At 40.3% G+C, this 22,526-nt stretch carries 20 protein-coding genes and 1 tRNA gene; 2 read left to right on the forward strand and 19 right to left on the reverse strand.

The annotated features are described in order from the left end of the window. Positions 1 to 25: 25 nt before the first annotated feature. From E2K93_RS00420 to E2K93_RS00435, 4 genes are read right to left on the reverse strand one after another with little or no spacing between them, the layout of a single operon-like run. Positions 26 to 1,243 (reverse strand): sensor histidine kinase, encoded by a 1,218-nt coding sequence (locus E2K93_RS00420; protein ID WP_135437190.1) that lies wholly within the window; start codon positions 1,241 to 1,243, stop codon positions 26 to 28. Further along, positions 1,243 to 1,986, reverse strand: coding sequence for a response regulator transcription factor (locus E2K93_RS00425; RefSeq protein WP_135437191.1), 744 nt, complete (start codon positions 1,984 to 1,986; stop codon positions 1,243 to 1,245). The genes E2K93_RS00420 and E2K93_RS00425 overlap by 1 nt, the downstream gene beginning before the upstream one ends. Further along, on the reverse strand, positions 1,983 to 2,366 hold the full coding sequence (locus tag E2K93_RS00430; RefSeq protein ID WP_135437192.1) for a DUF3019 domain-containing protein: 384 nt from the start codon (positions 2,364 to 2,366) through the stop codon (positions 1,983 to 1,985). Before E2K93_RS00430 ends, E2K93_RS00425 begins: the two co-directional genes overlap by 4 nt. Further along, on the reverse strand, positions 2,366 to 3,220 hold the full coding sequence (locus tag E2K93_RS00435) for a MipA/OmpV family protein (RefSeq protein ID WP_189637819.1): 855 nt from the start codon (positions 3,218 to 3,220) through the stop codon (positions 2,366 to 2,368). Before E2K93_RS00435 ends, E2K93_RS00430 begins: the two co-directional genes overlap by 1 nt. Before the next feature lie 247 nt (positions 3,221 to 3,467). Here E2K93_RS00435 and E2K93_RS00440 point away from each other — a divergent pair, with 247 nt between their 5' ends. Then, the gene (locus E2K93_RS00440) at positions 3,468 to 8,477 is read left to right on the forward strand and encodes a S8 family serine peptidase (protein WP_135437194.1); all 5,010 of its coding nucleotides are present in this window, start codon (positions 3,468 to 3,470) and stop codon (positions 8,475 to 8,477) included. A gap of 96 nt (positions 8,478 to 8,573) precedes the next feature. Here the strand turns inward: E2K93_RS00440 and E2K93_RS00445 are convergent, their stop codons facing one another. From E2K93_RS00445 to E2K93_RS00455, 3 genes are all read right to left on the reverse strand, one after another. Next, positions 8,574 to 9,701: a hypothetical protein gene (locus E2K93_RS00445; RefSeq protein WP_135437195.1), complete on the reverse strand. Its 1,128-nt coding sequence runs from the start codon at positions 9,699 to 9,701 to the stop codon at positions 8,574 to 8,576. Position 9,702: 1 nt separating this feature from the next. Then, entirely contained in the window at positions 9,703 to 10,071 is a 369-nt protein-coding gene (locus tag E2K93_RS00450; protein WP_135437196.1) for a hypothetical protein, read from the reverse strand. A 128-nt stretch (positions 10,072 to 10,199) separates the two neighbouring features. Beyond that, on the reverse strand, positions 10,200 to 10,757 hold the full coding sequence (locus tag E2K93_RS00455) for a hypothetical protein (protein WP_135437197.1): 558 nt from the start codon (positions 10,755 to 10,757) through the stop codon (positions 10,200 to 10,202). A gap of 317 nt (positions 10,758 to 11,074) precedes the next feature. Between E2K93_RS00455 and E2K93_RS00460 the strand changes: the two genes are divergently transcribed. Beyond that, entirely contained in the window at positions 11,075 to 12,265 is a 1,191-nt protein-coding gene (locus E2K93_RS00460; protein ID WP_135437198.1) for a DEAD/DEAH box helicase, read from the forward strand. An 850-nt stretch (positions 12,266 to 13,115) separates the two neighbouring features. On the opposite strand, the gene E2K93_RS00465 is transcribed toward E2K93_RS00460, so the two are convergent. From E2K93_RS00465 to glmM, 12 genes are all read right to left on the reverse strand, one after another. Further along, positions 13,116 to 13,640, reverse strand: coding sequence for an outer membrane beta-barrel protein (locus E2K93_RS00465; RefSeq protein WP_135437199.1), 525 nt, complete (start codon positions 13,638 to 13,640; stop codon positions 13,116 to 13,118). 57 nt (positions 13,641 to 13,697) lie between these two features. Then, positions 13,698 to 14,165 (reverse strand): hypothetical protein, encoded by a 468-nt coding sequence (locus E2K93_RS00470; RefSeq protein WP_135437200.1) that lies wholly within the window; start codon positions 14,163 to 14,165, stop codon positions 13,698 to 13,700. 614 nt (positions 14,166 to 14,779) lie between these two features. Further along, on the reverse strand, positions 14,780 to 15,496 hold the full coding sequence (locus tag E2K93_RS00475) for a tyrosine-type recombinase/integrase (protein WP_135437201.1): 717 nt from the start codon (positions 15,494 to 15,496) through the stop codon (positions 14,780 to 14,782). A gap of 30 nt (positions 15,497 to 15,526) precedes the next feature. After that, positions 15,527 to 16,624: a tyrosine-type recombinase/integrase gene (locus E2K93_RS00480; protein WP_135437202.1), complete on the reverse strand. Its 1,098-nt coding sequence runs from the start codon at positions 16,622 to 16,624 to the stop codon at positions 15,527 to 15,529. A gap of 48 nt (positions 16,625 to 16,672) precedes the next feature. Then, positions 16,673 to 17,104: a helix-turn-helix domain-containing protein gene (locus E2K93_RS00485; protein WP_135437203.1), complete on the reverse strand. Its 432-nt coding sequence runs from the start codon at positions 17,102 to 17,104 to the stop codon at positions 16,673 to 16,675. 11 nt (positions 17,105 to 17,115) lie between these two features. After that, positions 17,116 to 17,301: an AlpA family transcriptional regulator gene (locus tag E2K93_RS00490; RefSeq protein ID WP_135437204.1), complete on the reverse strand. Its 186-nt coding sequence runs from the start codon at positions 17,299 to 17,301 to the stop codon at positions 17,116 to 17,118. A gap of 113 nt (positions 17,302 to 17,414) precedes the next feature. Then, a complete protein-coding gene (locus E2K93_RS00495) occupies positions 17,415 to 18,278 on the reverse strand; it encodes a hypothetical protein (protein WP_135437205.1) in 864 nt (287 codons plus the stop codon). Positions 18,279 to 18,342: 64 nt separating this feature from the next. Then, positions 18,343 to 19,587 (reverse strand): integrase domain-containing protein, encoded by a 1,245-nt coding sequence (locus E2K93_RS00500; protein ID WP_135437206.1) that lies wholly within the window; start codon positions 19,585 to 19,587, stop codon positions 18,343 to 18,345. Positions 19,588 to 19,753: 166 nt separating this feature from the next. Continuing rightward, positions 19,754 to 19,838, reverse strand: a tRNA-Leu gene (locus E2K93_RS00505). 18 nt (positions 19,839 to 19,856) lie between these two features. Then, positions 19,857 to 20,204, reverse strand: coding sequence for a preprotein translocase subunit SecG (gene secG, locus E2K93_RS00510; protein ID WP_189637896.1), 348 nt, complete (start codon positions 20,202 to 20,204; stop codon positions 19,857 to 19,859). A 15-nt stretch (positions 20,205 to 20,219) separates the two neighbouring features. Continuing rightward, positions 20,220 to 20,966 (reverse strand): triose-phosphate isomerase, encoded by a 747-nt coding sequence (gene tpiA, locus E2K93_RS00515; RefSeq protein WP_135437208.1) that lies wholly within the window; start codon positions 20,964 to 20,966, stop codon positions 20,220 to 20,222. A gap of 175 nt (positions 20,967 to 21,141) precedes the next feature. Further along, complete coding sequence (gene glmM, locus E2K93_RS00520) at positions 21,142 to 22,488, reverse strand: phosphoglucosamine mutase (RefSeq protein WP_135437209.1); 1,347 nt, start codon at positions 22,486 to 22,488, stop codon at positions 21,142 to 21,144. Positions 22,489 to 22,526 lie beyond the last annotated feature (38 nt).

Genomic DNA, 22,526 nt, shown 5'->3' on the forward strand with positions numbered 1-22,526 from the left:
TGGATTTAGTTAAAAACTTGGGGGCTTACCGAGGTAAGAGAAAAACGACTTTTGTGCCTGTTAAAGTTTCTGAGCGACTAATACGTAACTCGCCATTATGCCATTGGCTAATCACACTGGTTAAGGCTAGCCCTAAGCCATATCCTTTGCTTATATCCGTTTCATCGGTACCACGTTGATAGGCATAGATAACGCGTTCTCGTTCTTCTTCTTTAATGCCAACACCATCATCTTCTATGATAATTTGCACCGATGATTGATAACACTTTAAAGAAACTCTGACGGTAGATTTTGCATATTTCAACGCATTAACAATAATATTTTGTAATGCTCGGCGAAGGAATTCTTGATCAAATTTTACCAAAATAGTTTCAGGTGCATGCAATTCTATGGCTATTTTTGAATTCGCCAATAATTTTTCAACCAACCTTTTGATCACGATTACAAGATTTTGCTGTTTAATATCAAGATTGGCTATTTGTCCTTCAAGTTTGGAAAACTCAATAAAGTTATGAGTAAGCAATTCGATTTCATCAAGGTCTTCAAATATTGACTGTTTCGATTGCTCTAGGTTGTTTGTGTCTAACATGTCTACGCAAAAATTGATTCGGGAAACTGGTGTTCTAATATCGTGAGAAACGGTACTAGCCAAAAATTGCTGTAATGACATATAGTGCAAGACTTTTGCTGACATTTCACTCAAACTCTGAGCAACGGGATGAACACGAGAAGACGTTTTAATATCAACCTTGATTAGTTTTCTATATTTTGAAAAGCTTTCCGTTGCTTTGTTCAATCGCTCTAAGTCTCTGAACATAGGCCAAATCCAAGCAAATAATAATAACGCAAAACTGCTATAAAAAATGACCGGCAGAGCGGAAAATGAAGACTCTGGCTGTTCTATATTGAAAGGCCCCAGTTGAATAACAGAAGTCGGCTCGTTAGGGTTTAATTTATAAAAGTAAATATTATTATTTTTTTCATGCAGCGGCACAATTTCACCATTTTCAAGGGCTACTAGCAATTCAGCCGGCCAGGACAATTGCGCCACAGAGATCACCCGTACATTTTTGACTATTGCGCTTTGTGTATCAATGATTTCTAAACTATTAAACATATGTACAGCATTGATGTCTGAGTAATATTCGTCATCACTTTCACTAAACAACTTTTCGCTAACCACAGCCAAAATTAAAAGCGTAGAAAAAATCAATAAAAACAGTTTTATAAATTGCGTCTTCACTAATTCACCGCATCCTTTTTAGCGAATAGATAGCCCTTTCTCCATACCGTTTTTATTTCGTACGGATTACCTTCTACAGGATTAAACTTCTTGCGAATCCGGCTTACCCGGCCATCAATAATTCTATCGACACCATCATAGGGACGGCCAACCGCTTTTTCGAATAAAAACTCTCGGGTTAACACCTGATCCTGTTTGTTTATCATTAACCATAACAAATCAAACTCTTCAGTGGTGAAGTCTAAGCTCTGCTCACAAATTTTTATCGACCTACGGTCATAATCGATAGCCAAACCATCGAGCGTGATACGTTTGTTTTCTGCCATGTCACGGTAATGCCTGTGTCGACTGCGCAACAATGCATTAATCTTAGTTAATAACAACTTTGGACGTATCGGCTTTAATTCGTAATAGTCAGCCCCAAGTTCTAAGCCCTTAATTTGGTCATTCTCTTCAGATCTTGCTGTTAAAAAGATAAAGGGACCAAAGTAAGTTTTTCGAATTTCATGGCACAGCTTGAATCCACTGCCCCCAGGCAAATTAATATCGCAAACGATGATGTCGGCGTTAATTGGGTAAGCATTTTTAAAAAACTCATCAGGATGATGATACACGTCGACTTTGAAGTTATGGGCAATGAAAAAACCTTTCATATGTTGCGCCAGTTTAATATCATCTTCGATAATCAGCAGCTTGATCTTTTCCGCCCCATTTAGCTCAATTGTTTCTGCGCCAAGTTTCATAAAATACTCCACGCATGGCGTTTTCTTTTACGTTTTTGCACAGTGCTGGTAAATACTCTAAACAAACTGGTATCGACGTGGACATCGGTAGTACTGTCGACCAAGACAAATTCAACGGTCTCGGAAACATCGAGCTGTATTATTCTCGAACCCGAACGACTGTTTACTATACAAAATTCAGGTAGGTTTAAGCCTAATTGGAAAATACAGAAAGACCGAGGTTCATTCAGGCTCCAGGAAAATTCAACTTCTATATCACAATGTTCGCTTTGATTAAGACAATTTTCAGGCTTTATTTGTAGTGCCTTAGTAGAAGCCTGCGCTTTTTCAACGCAGCTTACCAATACGATAATTAAGCTAATAGCTAAGGCACGAGTCATTAATGATTACCAATATGACCTGAAATGCCAAAGAAATAGAAATGGCCGCTATCATCGTTGACTAGAGAGCTATGACTAATTTCACTACTAAGCTGTTCATATTTATAATTTGCGACTAGAGAAAAATATTTGCTAACAGGAAATGCTAGGCCTACCGAAGCATAGGGATTAACCCCACCACCAGCTTTATACTGAACATCATATTCAGCAAACTCATTGTTATCAAATCCGTAATAGTAATTGTTGAGTTTAGATGATTGATATAATGCGCCGACAGATAGGTTAAAACTTAACTTACCAAATTCTTTAGTATAAAAAACACTTAGGTCAACTTGTTGGCCATGATGGACACCACTTACATCACTAAGTAAATCAAGATTGATAAGCCATTCGTCAGCAAAAAAATAACTTATTCCTACGCCGCCCATATAAGATAAGTCTCGTTCTACGTCTTGTTCAGGAATAAAGTCATCTGAGTCAATAGGTATCGGTAGAGGGAAAGGGTTTACTACAGTGCCCGTGGCAAAAAATTGATCCGATTTGCTGTCTCGAAAGTAAATACCGTCTTTATTAAGTTCACCTTTTATGTCAATCGACCAGTGATCATTTTCAAAAAGCGTGTAACCGAGCGTGGTATTTTCAAGGTAGAATCGTTCTCCATAAAAGTACACTGCCGGCAACACAGATACATTTCGGTCGCGCCCTTGATGTAAAGGATTTGAAAGCTCACCTAACCCAAGCGCAATCCCTGCAGACCAACTATTGGTCGCAATACAATCACCACTACAATCATTGTCATTCGCATTAACGGTGATGCTAAACACTGCAAATAGGAAACAAACTACAAGTCTCAAAATCATTTGCTCATAAGGTTAACGAAACGTAACTCATCCGTAAAAAAAAGCGTAGTTTATCGATCTTTTAGGTCAAAACACAGCCTGTGTACAATTTGTCACATTTACAAAATTGCGCGCGCTGCCATATACAATTTTGCACAGTTATTCATGCCTAGTTATTAATCCTTTTACTTTAGTATCAATACGACTACTTGGGAGCATACCCAAGAGCGAAATAATATTAATAATAGATTCGGAGATAACGATGAAAGTTAAATCGATCGCATTATCGGTGGTCACCGCACTTTATGCCGCTAGCGTAGGTGCAACAATGACCGATAATAGCGCCATCATTAATCAAGGGACTTCAACACTGAAGAAGCTTGATCTAAACAATACACAATTAAAACAACTCAACCAGACAGTGCGTAAGACTGCCCTTGCCAATAATAATGTATTAAAACGTGCCGGCAGCGTAAACATGCACTTAAACCCAAAATCTTCGGTAGAGAAATTTATCGAAGAACCTGATATTTCAGGTGTTCATACCTACATTATTCAAATGATAGAGCAGCCGGTAACCACCTACAAGGGCGGCATTGACGGATTGAAGGCGACAGCGGTTAATGGCGAACTAAGACAAGCCAATGCAAAACTGTTCAATAAAAACGTCAATAAAACTGACATCAATGCCTATAAAGGGTTTCTAAAGTCTAAACAAAACGACTTGATTAATAGCCTAGCCGTTCAGGGTTTAAAGCTGGATGTTCGCAAGCAATTCACCACAGCGTTGAATGGTTTTAGCGTAAATATCACTCAGCAGCAGGCAAAAGTAATCGCTCAAAACCCACAAGTGCTAAATATTAAGCGCTCTCGTTTATACCAGCTAAACACTGATGTTGGACCGCAGCTAATCGGTGCCGACAAAATTTGGAACGGTAACGTTACCGAAAACAATACTCAATTTAGAGGTGAAGGCATTGTTGTTGGTATTTTAGATACCGGTATTAACACCGATCACCCGTCTTTTGCTGCCGTTGGTGGTGACGGTTATGCGCATACCAATCCGTTAGGTGCAGATAATTACATTGGCGATTGTGCCAAACAAGAATTTGCTTACATGTGTAATGACAAACTTATTGGCGTACGCAGTTATGATGTGATCACCGATGCCTATTCTGCACCAGAATTTCAAGATGAGTTTTGGCAGGACTGGATGCCTGCGATGCAAATCCGCCCGAAAAATGGTGAAGATTACAATGGTCATGGTTCGCATACCGCAAGTACCACAGCGGGTAATGTACTTTTAAATGTGCCGCACATGTTTCCACAAATTGGCGATGGTGATGGCGTGTTGACCGGCCTTGATATGGGGACCATTTCAGGTGTTGCTCCGCATGCCAACATAATTTCTTATCAAGTTTGTTACCCGGGTGGTGCCGGCGACGCCTACGCAGGTTGTCCTGGTGAAGCCTTGGTTGCTGGTATTGAAGATGCGATTGAAGATGGCGTTGACGTGATTAATTTCTCTATCGGTGGTAGCGAAGCTTTACCGTGGAATGACCCGTTTGAACTGGCGTTTTTGTCAGCACGAGAAGCCGGTATAGTGGTTGCTGCATCTGCAGGCAACAGTGGCTCCGACGGTTACAATGAAATAATGGCCTCTTCTGATCATGCATCACCTTGGCTGTTAACCGTTGGTGCAACTACCACCGGTCGAACAATCGACGTTACTGGTAAGCAATTAGAAAATCTCTCTGGTGGCGACACCAGCATTACCCCTTCTTGGCAAGCCGCAGGTATTTCTGAAGCATTTACCGGCAATATTGTTTTAGCAGCAGATTATGGTGATGAGTTGTGTTTACAACCTTTCCCAATAGACACCTTTACCTCTGATCAAATTGTAGTTTGTAAACGTGGTGTAATTGCTCGAGTTGAGAAAGCCTCAAATGTCGCCGCAGGTGGTGCTGGTGGTTTTGTCCTCTACAACATCAATTGGGATGATAGTTTAAACGACGACGTTTATGCGATTCCTGGCGTGCATATTGATTACAATGCCCAATGGTCTTTAATTCCATGGTTACAATCTGGCACCGGCCACATGGCGACCATTACCGCCAGTAATGTCGCGAAAAACATTGATGAAAGTAACCAAGATATGCTCGCCGCTTTTTCATCAAGAGGTCCGAGTAAAACTAACCCTGAGCATTTAATTCCATCAATATCGGCACCAGGTGTTGATATTTATGCCGCTAATGCCGATGAACATCCATTCTCAGCGGTTAATGTTTCGAGTAAATATATTTCAATGAGTGGCACCTCAATGGCAGCACCTCACGTTACTGGTGTGGCTGCGTTGATTAAGCAAGCCCGTCCAGAGTGGACCGCCTCAGAAATTCAATCGGCAATCATGATGACCGCGAATCAAAGCGTGACGTTCGATGCTGGCTGGCCTGATGGTGTAGTACCTGCGGGAATATATCGTGCTGGCTCTGGTCGGATAGATGCGGCAGCGGCGATAAGTTCTGGCTTAATCATGAACGAAACGGCTGAAAACTTTATGCTTGCTAACCCAACCAACGGTGGCGATGTTAAAGCGTTAAACATGCCTGAGTTGGTGAACTTTAATTGTAAAGGTGTCTGTAGCTGGGTGCGCACATTTGAAGCAACACATGATGGCTCTTGGTCTGTGGAAACTGAAACAGGGGAATATTCGGTAGCAGTGAAAGCTACGCCAGCGAATTTTGATCTAAAAGCTGGTGAAAAAGTATCAATATTATTTGAAGCTTCCATTATTGACTCGCAAACTGCGATAGGCAATTCAGAAGTCGAAGTGCACGGAAAAGTATTTATTAAAGAAGCAAATCAACTAAGTCCTAATAATTACTTGCCGTTGGCATTAAAATATAATGGTGGCGAATTACCGGAAAACATCAACATTTCAGCATATCGTAATAATGATGTGCACACTGTTAAGGGCTTAACTGCAGGCACGTTTACTAACTTAAACGTTAGCTCTTATGCGCCAGTAGCGGCCACATTACACAGCGTAACTCTGCCACAAGATACCGACTTTAATTCGCCTTTTGCGGATAGTAACCTTGATGACGCCACTCAAACTCTTTGGCTTGATGTGCCGGCAAACAGTAAGCGTTTGATAACAGAAGTGTTGTCATTAGATGAATCTACCGCCGAAGAGGATTGGATTCGCGGCGATCTTGACGTGATTGTTGGCTATGATGTCAATAATGATGGCATGGTGCAAATGGACGAAGCGATTTGCGTATCATTTAGTGAATATGACAAAGACTTTTGTAATATCAATAATCCGGAGCAAGGCAAATACTGGGTTGTTTTACATAATTGGAAAAAATATTGGGAATCATATCCACGTCCAATTGATAGTTATACCGTAGCAACCGCTATCGTTACCGATCAAGTAGCAATGGACGTTATCGTTTCTGGTCCTGAAAGCAATAATGGCGTTGACACCTTCGATTTAGATATCGAATGGAACAAAGATATGGTTGAAGGTGACGTGTTCTATGGTGCCTTTGAACTTGGCACTGACAACATCAACACCAACAACATTGGCTTAGTGCCATATCGTTTAAACCGTAAAGCGGATGATGTACAACTTAACCTTAGCCAGACCACCGCGAAAGCCGGCGATATAATTGATGTGTCGTTAAGTGTTCGTCACAATGCGTCTGGGGTAGATCGCGTCATTGATTTAGCGAGCGAGTTGCCAGAAGGTTTATCGTTTGTGCCAAATTCTGCGTCATTGGCACATAGTGGTGTAGAACAACTGATTATTGAGAATAACACGCTGACTATTACTGGTGTGCAACGAGATACATCAACTACGCCAATTGAATATATCATTACCACCAATCTTGATGATGCGATGTGTAAAACGCCAAGTTTTGGTTTAGCCGATCATGACGGTGGTTATTTTGATTTACTTTCCAAAGTTGGCTTTGGTCCTGACTGGGGTGGTATTTGGAATGAAAACCTGACGCTTGAATTTTCGGCACTTTGGGGCGAAGAACTTACTTATTCTATGTATAACAATAGCGAGTATCATTCGTATCCGACGATAACAATGAGCCCGCAAGGCTATCTGCAATTTGATGAGCTGCCATTGTTCTTCCCATTCAATATGCCATTCCCAATGGCATCATTCCCTGATGCGATGATAGCACCACTATGGAAAGGCGTATTTTTTGGTCAAAGCTTTGGTACACCATATGAGCCGAATTTTTATTCACCAGACGATAATGCCGGTATGACCTTCGCGTACACCGAAGATAAAACGCTGATCGTTGAATGGGATAATGTTCGTTCACAAAGCATAGATTTTAACTGGTTCACTCAAGAGACTACGGTGATTAACAATGTTGATCGCTATGATTTCCAAACCATTATAAATCTAGGCGGCTATAACCATGGTGAAAATCAATACGAGATTATCATGGCCTATGACAACCTTGACTTCGCTGGTGAAACTGCAGGTACCGTCGGTGTGCATAGCTTCTCAGGTGTACGAACTCCGTTTGGACCAATAGAAGGATATAAAGGCAGCCAATACGCGTTTGATAACATCGATGAAAAATTATCTAACGACTTAGTTATCTGTTACGACTATTCTGGTCCAGAGATCAGTGAAATCATGTTGCAATTCCAGGTTCGGGTTGACGACAATGCTTCAGGTAAAAATTTGATGTTAAACATCAATAGTGCCGTTGAAGGTATTGAAAGCATGAAAAAATCTGCTGAAATTAAAGTTAATGGCAATCTCACTCTTGCACCGATGAACGATGTGACAATCGACGAAAACTCCACCTCTGATGACATTGCAGTTATTTATGCTGATGCGCAAACCAGTGCCAATGAGATCATCGTTAGTGGTGATAATTTCACTACCGAGATCAACGGCAATGCTGCTGGGTCGACGTTTATCATCACCCCTGAGATGAACTTCCATGGTGAAACCGAAGTTACAGTAACGGTTCAAGATGCAGTTAACTCTGCTGACAAAGCCGTCACTACTTTTATGTTGACCGTGGTCTCGGATGGTATTGAGCTTGGTTGTATGGACTCTTCAGCAACAAATTTTGATGCAGACGCTAACACCGATGATGGCAGTTGTGAATTCCCAGCGGAATTAGCAGCAAAAGAGGAAAGCTCTGACTCGGGCGGTGCCGTTTGGTGGATGTTAATTGCCCTAAGCGCAAGCTTACTGGCAAGACAAAAACTAACAGCGAATAAATAGTCTAAACATTTAACATTTCAGACGATTTAGTAATCGCTAACGTTCAAAGCCACATAGTTTATCTATGTGGCTTTTTTATTACATTCTACTAAAACGTTAACCTACCGGTTTAGCAAATAACGTAATCCACAGTAAAATGACCGACAATATTGCTAACACAAACTGCCAATAACGGTTTTTCGCCACAGAAATGGCAACAAGGCACTGAATAAAATAGTACAAAGCGAAGGAACGAGATGCCAGTGCAATCACTTCAAAGGTATTAACCGACCACGTTAACACAATGGCGCCAACTCCAACGAGTAAATATCCCTGTGCGTATGTTAACACGCCCTTGCTCATTTCAACCATACTGCCAGAGGCGGCAAGTGTATCGGCAACTGCGGCTGAAAACTGGCTCAATGCAGCCGCCAGCACTAAAGGTGTCACCAATAATACCGATACGGTGGCAATTAAGTCGATTAAACTATGATCGTTATACTGGCCATCTAAGGTGTGCACCACAGGTAAAGCTAGAGTCACAAAGCTTAGATAAACAAGCGTTGATATGATTTGCGACCAGCGGGAGGTTTTAATTCTTAGTTTGGCAGCATATTCTCGTCCTAAATAGCGACTGGTTTCAAAGCCCTGCACCACAATTAGAGTTCCGGCTAGAATAGTTAATATTTGCCAGCTAGACTGTTCGACCCAAACCGGCATGGTAAAGCTAGATTGTCGCTGCCAAATGGCATAGTCGTAGTTAGCCAGCGCCACAGACAATATAATAATAACCAACAAGGTTATCAATAAGGCCCAGGTTTCTATGTTTTCTAATGGTTTCAACCCTTTAATCAAACCAATTAGAGTAATAGTGATGATGATAACGGTGGTTAAGATATCTTCATTTATGGGGGTATCATAATCAATGGCAGTCAGCACAAAGGCCGACAAAATGTGTAGATACAAGCACACAGAAATTACGTATGCCAAGATTAAGGCGAGATCGGATACCCGTTGCAACAGCAATGTCGATTTAGCAGCCACTTTATTGGCTAAGCATGGTTCGACATATTGAATGTTATAGCGAATCACTTCGCCAACTAGGAAAGCTAGCACACATACCGCGAGCATTGCATAAACAGAGTAAAACGCTACCGCACCAGCTAATATGGGTACGATAACTAAAAAACCACTGCCAAAAATCGAGGCTAATGGCGTACTTATTGCGCCTAAAAATTGTTTCAAATTATTCTATTAACTTGCTGAACTTCGCCGTGCTAGCTAATGTTTCCGCGTCTTTGACTATATGCGCTAACAATCTATCGATGGTCGGGCTTCCTGCCGCTGGTGCCGTTCCGGCGTGTTTTGCTGAAAACACATAACCTCGTACCGTTTCACCGCTGCTATCCTTTCCCTCTGCCGGCAATGCAGTGAGTTCAATAGTGTCTTCATCTACACCCCATTGCACTGTCGAGCTGTAACCTATGTTAGGCTTAGATAATTCTTTAATGTCTTTCGGGTTAAATTCAGACTTCATTGCCGCCATCATTAATCGTTTGGCAATAGCCTCCGAAATGATGTAAACGTGTCCAGCCCCCTCTCCTTTAGTATCCACTGAACTGACCGTACCAGAGCAGGCTATTAGAGTTAGAGATAACAACAACAAGCTAATCCATTTAAATAAGTAATTCATAATATTCTCTGTATTTTTAGCGTGGTTCATCGAACTATAAAACGAGCCGTTTATTCACAAAGGGCACGAACTTTAACCATAGCATCATCAATGTCAGCATCGGTTGTGGCTTTCAGTGCTGCTTGTCTAGCTGCTTTGCATTGCTCGGCCTGTGATTGTTGCAACTCGACTACTTCTTCAGAGGAAAGCGCCTTATGACCGGATTGTAGACAAAAAGTAGAAGATACCGCTCTTACATTAGTATGGTTATCATCGGTTTCGATAGCGACACAGCGGCCTTCGCCAATCCCCCCCTCTTCCATAGCAATTTTCTTAATTTCACCATCGACATCGATGCTGTATAAAAATACCCGCCGATCGCCTTCAATTATCGACGTGATAGCAAAACCTGCAGCGGCACCATCTATCGTCGCCAAGGTATTATCGCCAATTGCCATTCCTAGCGCCCCGCCAATAATGGTGTTTTGCAAAATATCCGAATCGGCGGTGGTAATTAATACCGATTTTACGTTGCCATAGCTAATTTTATGCTGTTCAGATGCCATAACATTTACAGACAATACCAGTGCAACGCATTGCATCATCATTGCATAGATTAATTTGTTCAATTGCCCTCCTTAGTAAAATAGGCCCGAATGCCCCAACGTGCTCAAAGAGACAATAAGCCATTATTTTATATTAAGTTTTAATAGTTAAAGTATAGAGGGGATTTCAAATTGGGCGAGCAAGAACTGAACAATTCAACTATCAAATGCTAACTGTGTTTAGAGTCGTTCTGAGCCAACAGTACTAGATAATAATGGCGTAACGCCCTAGCTGCCAACTTCTACACCATGGCATTTGCTGCTATACTCCACTCCTTTGTTTCACTTCACGATTTTCTGCTCATGCAGCCCGTTGCTCACTCAATTAACCGAGACTCTATATGCCATTTTCAAAACTTGGATTATGCGATTCTATTGTAAAAGCCGTAACCGAGCTTGATTATAAATCTCCTACAGCGATACAAGTTAAGGCGGTACCGGTGATCTTATCCGGAAAAGACGTCATTGCCGGTGCCCAAACAGGCACAGGTAAAACCGCCAGTTTTGTATTGCCGTTACTGCAATCGTTAAACAAACCACGCAAGCTGCGTGGCAAACGAATTCGAGCACTTATTCTCACGCCCACACGTGAGCTTGCTGTTCAGGTTGAAGCGAGCATTCGCCAATACGGTAAATATCTAAACCTGAGCTCTATGGCAATGTATGGTGGTGTTGATTCTGCGCCACAAATACAACAATTGATCTGGGGCGTAGATATTCTAGTTGCCACGCCTGGTAGATTGTTAGATCTGGCGCACCAACGGGCATTACATTTTGATGAACTTGAAGTGCTTGTTCTCGATGAAGCGGACAGAATGCTGGATATGGGCTTTATCGATGACATCAATAAAATTATTGATCGCCTGCCCACTGAGCGACAAAATCTATTATTCTCTGCCACCATAAGCGATGATGTTCGCACATTGGCAAAACGAACGCTGCACGATGCGGTAGAAATATCGACAACACCGGATAGTCGCTCCGCGCCGAAAATTACTCAATGGCTGATCACGGTAGACAAGGGTAATAAATCAGCCTTACTCAGTCATTTAATTAAAGAGCAAGAGTGGCAACAAGCCCTTATTTTCATCGAAACAAAACACGGCGCAGCCAAGCTGGTCAGTCAGCTAGAGAAGCGCGGAATTAAAGCAGAATCCATTCATAGCGGCAGAACCCAAGCAATACGTGAACAGATTCTCAGTGAATTTAAATCCGGCGCAATCAAATTTTTAGTGGCGACCGGTATTGCTGCCCGCGGCATCGATATTGGTGAGCTTACCCGCGTGGTTAATTATGATTTACCCGACAAAGCCGATGATTATATTCACCGTATTGGCCGCACTGGACGTGCAGGCTTAATGGGCGAAGCGATATCGTTTGTATCTAAAGATAACTTTAGAAATCTATGTGCCATTGAAAGTCGTCTTGGCCATATTATTGAGCGCAAAGAAATTGAGGGGTTTGCGGTCAAAAAAGTGGTACCTGTATCTATTTTGAATTACGTGCCGAAGAATAAGCCACAGAGAAGATAGCTGATCGCACCGTATCATAAGCCTTAGAAAAGGATTAAGTGAATAACTATACGGGCACTTAGTTGATAAATGACGTGTCCCACAAAATCTTAAAAGTCCAACTCACGGTTATATTCGGCGTAATACATCTTTGTGAGTACACTAAAATCAAACAATTTATCTGTAAAAATTCTCCATTGTTCAAGCACAAAAAAACCGGTCATAAGACCGGTTTTAATATGTTTTGGTGCGATGGAGAGACTCGCCTTAAGTAAATAAGCTTTTGAATAAAAATGGAATAATAAAGTTAGAAGTTAAGCAGTACTACTTACGGTACTACTAAAAGCAAAAGTCACATAGAGAACTAGCTGATTAAATCTAAATGAAATCAAGTTTTCACTTATATTAACTTTATTGTCATAATTTCTTTTCCTGTTCACATGTCATTGACACCATGTCGATACAAATCTATCTCTGCAAACGTCTTTACCTGCCACTTTGCCGACTAAAGCCGAAATATTGCTAAGGACAGGTATATGATCCGAAAGGGGACTATGGATTGTTACAGATTTTGTTCAAAAATATCTTGCTACTTTTTTGCAGAAAAATGATGAACAACCCAACGCCATGGACCGCAGACCATCATGGAAGATTAAATATGGCTAGACGCATTTTCCCGTAAGCTGCCACAAAAAAAATTTTATCACAATGAAATTCAATTACGCATGTTTAGCCTAATTTATAGTTATTCCATGTTTTGCTAGGTTGAAGATTTCGGCATTTCAATTTTGGAAGGTTAATGATTTCAAATGTATAAGAGGAAAAATTTAACCCTATTATACTAACAGGGTTAAATAAGTTAACTTTTGAATTAAAACATATACTCGACGTTTAAGGCTAACCAAATAGGATCAATATCTCCTACAACACCACTGATCGATCCAGCTTCCATTCCAAATATGTATTTGTCTTGGTATTGATAATTAAAGCCAATAGTTGTAAAGAGACCTGATTCATCATCTTTGTTACTTTTAAACTTTAACTCATTTTTGGAGTATCCCAACCCAAAAGTAAGGTCTAAATTGCTATTGATTTCATAATTTGGTGCCCAAGCTACATATATACTTGAACTTTCCCCGTGAAAATTATTGCCATCAACATTGAAAGCAAATTCTCCATGATCGATGTACCCAGTTTTAACCCTCAACAAGTCAGTAGATTGGTAGATGTAATAGATACCGTAACCAACATCTGTATCATCAACAAAATTTTTTGTGGAAACATCAAAAAAATCAGTATCTTTAAATTTAGTGTAATTTACTTGTAATCCGATCGAGTGTTGAGCCATGACTGTAAATGGTAAGGCTATTAATATTACAATTAGAATCAGTTTCATTTGAAGCTCCTTATTTATAATGGTTCTTGGCAACCGTGATTTTGTTGAACACAACTATTAAAACCTCCTTATACCGAATGGTGGCCAAGACCAATCAAAATCAACATCTATGGTAGCGATTGTAACTGCCCAAGGGCCACCACGAGTGAAATTGCTATAAGTAAATTCATCCTCATCAGCATCTCCCGTTAGCTCTTCGATTTGATCAAATAACCCTGATTGAGCTAAATAATCTCCCACGCCTTCTACATCTGACTTATTGAGAGGCGAGTTAAAGTAGCTCGGAGACGTTATAAACCAAGCATAGGCGGTATCCCAACTACTAGTTTCTTCGGCTGTAATTTTTAGGTTTTTCCCCACATGACCATATTTTGGTTTACTGCCATTCAAAGAGATATTTCCAAATCCTCCATTGCATTTAAGAAGCATGGCTGTGTTGGTATCATCTTGAACATCCGCTAATGAAGTAAAAGAAATGAGAAGTAGGTTTATAGACAATAGTTTTACGAAGTATTTTTTTATCATTTTTAATCCTTTAATATTATAAGTGCTTATTAATTAAGCACAAAACCAGTGTATGTAGCTAATGATTAAAAATCAACCTTCAAAATAATAGGAACAATTTTTCAGAATAATTCAAATTTTGATAAAAAAATCAGTGCGTCCTACTGCAAGAGATAGTTAACTTCTGCTTAACCGATTTTTTAAAAATAACCTACTAATATGAACTTCGGGATTCGCTCTTTGCCAAGTGAGTATTTTTCTTCCGACAGCGACATTACTTAGTTACTAATGGTTGACATTAAATTATCAAACATCAATATAGATATATTTGCATCTAACTATAAGGCACTTATGCGAATGGCTTTTTGGCTGTGGTGGTTACCACTAAATTATAGCTAATATAGCCATAGTCTGTCAGTGTCTATAAAGGAACCGATAATTGACTTCAAGCGTAGAAACTAAATCTGTACCAACCCTGCGTCCGCTTTCGGATCGTATACCTGTCCTTAGCAATATTTCGGCTTTAGTCGGCAAAGTGGCAAAAACGGTCTGTAATGCCAGTTAGACTTGTTATAGCCTGTAAGTCACTTCTATCTTACCATTTGAGATAACATACTAAACAACGAGTGTTTTCATTAACTAAATACTAGGTCATTAAATTTGTGCCCAGATAACTCTGTATATCTTACCGTATGCTGAATATTCACATGCCCTAGGTACTCCTGTATGCGCCTGGTTTCCCATCGCTTACTATTGGCTAAATAATGACCGCAACCATGCCTTAAAGAATGTGGTGTCATGTTGAAATCAAACGAAGTAGGATCTTTTTCTTTGGCCTTGGCTATTAATCTAGCAATTCTTTTGCGAAATCCGTCAGAGGTGTACGGTGCACCACGCTCACTTAAAAATACATATCGTTGATTGGGGTTATCTCGCCGTTGCTTTCTAAGCATTCTTAGTTCATCGCCTTGTATTGGCTGCATACTATCACGTGACTTTTTACAGCGTATTACGTGCAACTGGCTTTCATCAAAAAAGATTTGTGCCCAGGTCATATTAACTAACTCGCTTACTCTTAATCCATGCCTAAAAGCCATAGTAAGCATTAAAGCTGTTTGGTCACCGTTTCTTAAATTTTTGGTCAATTCAATTAGCTTTTTGAGTTCTTTCATCGTTATATAATCACGTCGATTTAAAACTGTCGACTTTTCGTTAGTTGGCGGTGTTATTTCTGCTTGCTTGAAAGCCACTATATTTGACATCTGCGTACCTCCACTGTCTACATTTGAGTCATAATGTAGACTGTCTTTCATAAAGTTATTTGATAAAAAGCCCCTATATTCAAATTGCATCTAAAATTGATGCAATTTAACCTATAACCATTACTGTTTATTACTCTTCATCTGTTTAATCGTTGCAGCAACAATAATGTCAATATCAGGGCTGCCCTCAACTCGTGGCTCATTGAGCTTTTTAATTAATTCAGCTTGTCGGTAGTCGGCAACTTCACCATAACTGTATAGCGTCGTTAAAACCCCTTCATGCCCTAAGTTTTGGCTCCATGCTTTAAACGCTTCAGGTGTTTGGCATAATTTTTCACCTAGTCTGACTAACGTATTACGAAAACTGTGCGGGTTAAAATATGGCAACTCTACGCTTTGAAAAGCTTGTTTAAATACTTTCCGTATGGGATCAGCGGTTAGCCAATGCTCACGCAATAAACTACGCGCTTGAAATTTTCGATTACTGCCTACGACCATTTTAGTTTTAGGAAATAAGGGGTCATCTGGGCTAAATAACAATTCTTTAGTTAGGTGCTCTATCCACGCAGATACGATTGCCTTTGGTAAGTTACCAACAGGAAAAAAGTAGGTAGTAAACGTTTTGCTGAATTTAGTATTTACGTCACGAGCATCTTGGAACAGGCTGTTATCCAATAAGTTAACGTGCTTAATTTTGAGCGACGCAATGGCGCTATCTCTGGCTCCCGTTAACAAAGTAAATGCAATTAACGCCTTATTGCGTTTTTCAATATCCGTACGTTCAGGCATGTATTCCAATACATGCAGTATTTGTTCTAGGCTTGGCACCGGCTTTTTACGTTTAGCATTTGCTATTCGGGTTTCTTTTTCAGATAAATTAAAATATTCAGTATCACAATAGTTTATTCGCGACTTATAGCCGGTTTGCATAGCTAACCATTGAAAGAAACTTTTCAAGTGTCGAAGTGTTGTGTGCAAAGTAGCTTTACTTAACGGTTGCTTAGTTGTTGCATTTTTTTGATTAGCCAAGTGCTTTTTAAATCCCACTGCTTGTTGATAATGAAACTTTTTAAAGTCTTTATATTTAGTGTATTGCTCAAAGCGATTTATTGCTTTTGCAAATCCATCAATTGATGCTTCATTCTGTCGCTTAGCTTCTTTTAAAAACATACAATACTTATGAATGATTCTTACATTATTTGGGTTGTGCGTTTTCATCGTTTCATCTCACCTATTTAAAGTACAATTCAGGAAGGGGTTAAGCATCTAACCTATGTGTTTTTGTTGTAGCGGTAATATCACGGCTAAATCTCGCTGAATTGTCGCTAACTCATCTAATTTGAAGTATTTGTTCATAGACGAATTACAGTGTGAACAAGCAGCTATTACTCGACCTTTAGTGTTGGTTTCTTTGATAAACTCAATAGATTTTTGATCCGGTATTCTCGGCTCTCGACATTTCATACAATAAAGCTCTGATGGTTTACACTTGCGCTTACCTTGCTGACGTTGCTTTTGTAAAAATGCTTTTAAATCTTTACCTAGAATAATTACTGGTCTTTTATCATCACAGACAGCTAAGCCTTTTAAAATCCAATTTCGAACCGTATGTTTATGAACGTCGAGAAGCATAGATACTTCTTCGACTGTATAAAAGCGGTTGATTTTGCATTTATTAGGGTTATGATTTCGTTTCATAAATCCCCCTGCTATTTACCTTTAGCTATACATTGTTCTAGCCATTCGTTGATATCTTCTTCAACCCAACCGACTGCTCGACCGCCAAGTGAAATATTTTGTGGAAATTCACCTTTGCTCATACGTAAGTAAATACTGCTTCGTGATAAACCAGTCTTATCTTTTACCGCTGGTAGGCGAATGATTTTATTAGACATGTTGATACCTCTTAATTGTTTTTAGGAACGACTAAGAGGTTATTTTAAAAACTCGTGTTAAAAACCGAATTCGTTTTATGACATTACGAATTCGTTTTTTGATCCTGATAAGATCATTTGCTTCTAGAGGATATGGCGGGTTCTATCTGATTTAATATTTTGCGAACAGTGTCGACATTTAATGGTGCGCCAATCAATTCGGTCATAGCAATGACAGATGTGCTTATACCTCTTTGATTCGGGTCGATGTTTAATTCTTTACATAACGCACCAATTACAATGAGAAGAGAGTTTCTTTCATTAGTTGTTAATGGTTTATCAATGTGAGAGCTGCCTTCTAATAATTTTGCAATTCTATTTACTTCAGCTGTTCTAATCACAAAAACATAGTCATAATCATCTAAACTACCTGATGGTGAATAAAATGGTACATTCCGTTTATCCTGTTCATCTTCGATAATTTTGTTTGGAACTTGATCATTACAGATGTCGTAAAAATTTGTTTGAAGCTGGCAATAAACGTCTCCTTGCTTTACCAACACCCCTTCTAGGCAAGTCAAAGTCACTTTAAGTCCAGAAGTTAGTTGCTGGTAATAATTTTCAATATCCAGAATTTCAGAACCCAGCATAGTCAAATCCCAGATGCCGCTAATTGAAGTGACTTCGGTTGTTAATGCAAGCCAATCATCACCAGATAAGTGTATATGGTGATCTAAAGGTAATGTTGATGGTTCAGATAACTCTTCATCCGTGAAATTATTGCCTTCAATGGTGCGTAATTCTGAATGGTGAATTTTAACAACCTGCCCCACCTTAACCTTAGCTTGATTAACAAAATTAACGGAAAGGGTTAAGTGTTCATCAATAGCGAAACGATATAAATCACTTACAAATACTTTTTCGCCAATTTCAGTTGATATGTAAGCAACCGCTTCTTCTGGCGTTAGCCATTCTTTTAGTTTTAATAACTTTTTCATATTCTTTTTATTATTTTCTATGTTTAAAATTTAAGGCTGTATCTCATTAACCCTACGTTCTGCATCAAACCATTACGGATAAGTGTTTAACCGATTTTTCATTGATTAGTTTGCCCGTTGAGGCTTCTTCAACATAATTTGACCACCAGGACATCAATACTTTTCTTCTTTCTAAATATTGAGCACGGTTATATGCACGTCTAACTTCGTTTTGTTCTTGGTGAGCTAAAGCGCTTTCGATAATGTCGCCATCAAAGCCTTGTTCATTTAAAGTGGTACTAGCAATCGAGCGCATCCCATGTGCTGTTAACCGCCCTTTAAATCCCATACGTTGCAGTGCTTTGTTTGCTGTTTCTGGGTTGCTTGGGTTATTAGGGTGTCTATCGGATGGGAATATGTGCTCTCGATGACCACTGATGGGCTTGATCATTTGCAATATCGATAATGTTTGCGGCGTTAACGGTACGCTATGAGGTTTTTTCATTTTCATACGTTCGCTTGGAATATTCCATAGCTTTTGCTCAAAGTCTATTTCACACCATTTCGCTTCTGCGGCTTCTCTTGGGCGCACCATGGTATGTAACTGCCACTCAATTAGACAGCGAGTAACCAATTTAATACTCGCGTAGTTAATTGCTTTCATTAACTCAGGTAACTCTTCAGGTTTAAGCGTTGGCATATGCGTAACTTTGGGTGTTTCAAATGCACTGCGGATACCTGCTAAAGAATTGTGGTGTAATAGTCCTGTATTAACCGCATGGCGCATTACTTCATTTAAATACCCTACTAACTTACTGGTTGTTTCGAGGCTACCTTTTGCCGCTAAGGGCTTTAAAACATTAATGGCTTCCGGTGCCAAGATTTTATCAATTGGTCTATGCCCTAGGTTTGGAAAAATATGGTTTTCGAAATTGCGCCATAAACTTCTAGCTGTTGTTTCAGCTATTTTTGTTTTTTTAATAGTGAACCAGGCAGTAGCTACGCTTTTAAAAGTATTACTAGCTGCTAATTGCTTTTCACGAAGTTCATCTTCTTTGTGCTCTTTGGGGTCGATGTCTTGCGCTAATAATTCACGGGCATGGGTACGTTTTTTTCGGGCATCAGCAAGTGACACTTCAGGGTAGGTGCCAAAGCCCATTGAACTGCGCTTTTTAGTGATGGGTTTAAAGTAATCAAACAACCAAGATTTAGCGCCTGTCGGCTTCACTCTTAATTGCAAGCCACCACCATCTGCGAGCTTATATAATTTATCTTTGGGTTTTGCTTGCTTAACTTGAGTATTGGTAAGTGGAGTTACGATCCTAGCCATTTTAGTAGTACCACCTGGTTAATTATTGAACCGGTACTACTTACAGTACTACTAAAAAACGTGGATTGCAAAAGACGTTATGAAATAACTTTGGACATAAAAAAACCCGAAAAGCTTGATTTTATTAGCTTTTCGGGTCTTCTTTGGTTCTGCTAGAACCTTGTTTTGGTGCGGATGGAGAGACTCGAACTCTCACGGCCGAAGCCACAGCCCCCTCAAGGCTGCGTGTCTACCAATTCCACCACATCCGCAAAAACGTATGAGGCGAATTAGTTTGGTACGTCGCTCTCTTTTTTGTCGTCGCTTGCAGGTACATCAGACGCTGGTGTAGCGCTTTCTACTTGTTCTGCGCCGCCTAAGTTATTCCATTCATCGGTTGCTTTGGTACGCTGTGCAGTCAGGTTACCAAGAATCAAGCTAGTAACGAAAAAAACCGTTGCCAAAATTGCCGTGGTTTTGGTCATAAAGTTACCAGAACCTGATGAACCAAAAATGGTGGCTGACGAGCCTGCACCGAATGATGCGCCCATGTCTGCACCCTTACCTTGTTGAATTAAAATAAAACCAACAAGAATCAAGGCAATGATTAGATAAACAACTAACAATACTTGATACAACATTATCTTTAAATCCTATTCTGCTGAGCAGATATTACTAAATTCTTCAATTTTTAAACTCGCCCCGCCAATTAGACCACCGTCTATATCAGCTTGGGAGAACAATTCTTGGCAGTTACCTGCGTTAACACTACCACCGTACAAAATTGCCGTTGTGTTGGCAATATCTGTGTCAAACGATGCTAGATAACCACGAATAAACTCGTGGGTTTGTTGCGCGATTTCAGATGAGGCAGTTTTGCCTGTTCCGATTGCCCATACAGGCTCATAAGCAACAACGACATTTTCAAATGCCTGGATACCAATTTTATTGATAACCGGATCTAACTGCGACTTTAACACTGTTTCGGTTTCGCCATTCTCGCGTTCCGATTCAGTTTCACCAATACATAAGATGGCGGTAAGGCCATGGCCTAAAACATGCGCTACTTTATCGGCGACGAGCTCAGAGCTTTCACCATAAATCGCACGTCTTTCTGAATGCCCCAAGATCACGTATTGTACCTGTAAATCTTTCAGCATTAAAGCTGAAACTTCACCGGTATAAGCGCCCTTGTCATGTTCGTTCGCATTTTGTGCACCAATCGCAATGTCTTGGTTTGAAAATGCACTTACAGCATTGGCTAAATAAGGTGCTGAAGGACAAACAATGACCTGTTTGTTTTTTAAAGTCAACGCGTTAAGCGCTTCGCTCATTTCGAGTATTAACTTCGAATCGCCGTTCATCTTCCAATTCGCGGCCACAATGGTCTGTCTTGTCATAGCAATTCCCTATTAGAAAACGGCGAGATATTAACAACTGTCAATTAAAGATACAAGGAAATATCTCGCCTACCAGTTTGTTTGCTTAAATTAGCAACACATTTATTACAAATTCAACACATTAGCTTTGGCTTGATTTACGTTTCACCAATACCTATGCCGAACATAATATCACTTAGTGTTCAGCACCTGCGGCTTTAACAGCGTCAGCGATAACATTCGCTAAGCGCGACACTTCGGCCACTTCAGGTCCTTCCACCATAACGCGGATTAACGGTTCAGTACCGGATTTACGTAACAGTACTCGACCTCGCCCAACTAATTCTGTTTCTACTTCATCAACACTTTGCTTAACTCTGTCATCATTAAGCGGGTCAGTGTATTCATTGAACCTAACATTAACCAATATCTGCGGTAACTTAGTCATACCAGATTTTAACTGAGCCAGTGTCTTACCTGACTGGCAAATGGCTTCAAGCACATTAAGGGCGGCAACGATACCATCACCGGTAGAGGTGCAATCTAGGTTAATGATATGGCCAGAATTTTCAGCGCCAAGCTTCCAACCTTTTTGTTTCAGTTGTTCCATGACATAACGGTCACCAACTTTGGCGCGGCTAAATTCAATATCAAGTGATTGCAGTGCCAGTTCTAGGCCCATATTACTCATCAGAGTACCAACCACACCGCCGACTAATGTTTCGCGATCTTGTGCGTTCTTAGCCATGATATAGATAAGTTCATCACCATCCACAATATCACCATTGTGATCAACCATCATCAAGCGGTCACCGTCGCCATCAAGGGCGATACCTAGATCCGCTTGTTGCTCAAGCACTAACTTGGCAATATTAGAGGTAGATGTTGCACCGCAATCGTCGTTAATGTTGATGCCATTTGGCTCGCAGCCGTATTCAATCACTTCAGCGCCCAGCTCACGAAATACCGCAGGGGCGATGTGGTAAGTGGCACCATTGGCGCAATCAACGACGATTTTCAAACCATTTAGAGAGTATTCTGATGGGAAGTTACTCTTACAAAATTCAATGTATCGACCAGCGGCATCATCGATGCGCACTGCCTTACCAAGTTTGGCGGAATGGACGCAATCCATGTCTTCATCGAGCATACGTTCGATTTGTAACTCGACCTCGTCAGGTAGCTTTTCACCAGACGTTGAGAAAAACTTAATACCGTTATCATAAAAAGGATTGTGTGAGGCACTGATGACAATCCCCGCTTCTGCGCGGAATGTTTTGGTGAGATAGGCAATGGCCGGTGTTGGCATTGGTCCCATCAAACCGATGTCGATGCCTGCAGCTGAAAAGCCAGCTTCTAGTGCAGACTCAAGCATATAACCTGAAATACGAGTATCTTTGCCTATCAGTACTTTTTGCGTGCCTTGTGTTGCCAAAACTTTACCAGCAGCCCAACCAAGCTTCATAACAAACTCTGGAGAAATTGGCGCTTTGCCGACCAGTCCGCGTACACCATCGGTACCAAAATATTTTCTTTCAGACAAATTACTGTCTCCTAATTGTTTTTAAAATTGTAGAATAA

The sequence above is a fragment of the Thalassotalea sp. HSM 43 genome, assembly GCF_004752005.1.
Classification (GTDB): Bacteria; Pseudomonadota; Gammaproteobacteria; order Enterobacterales; family Alteromonadaceae; genus Thalassotalea_A.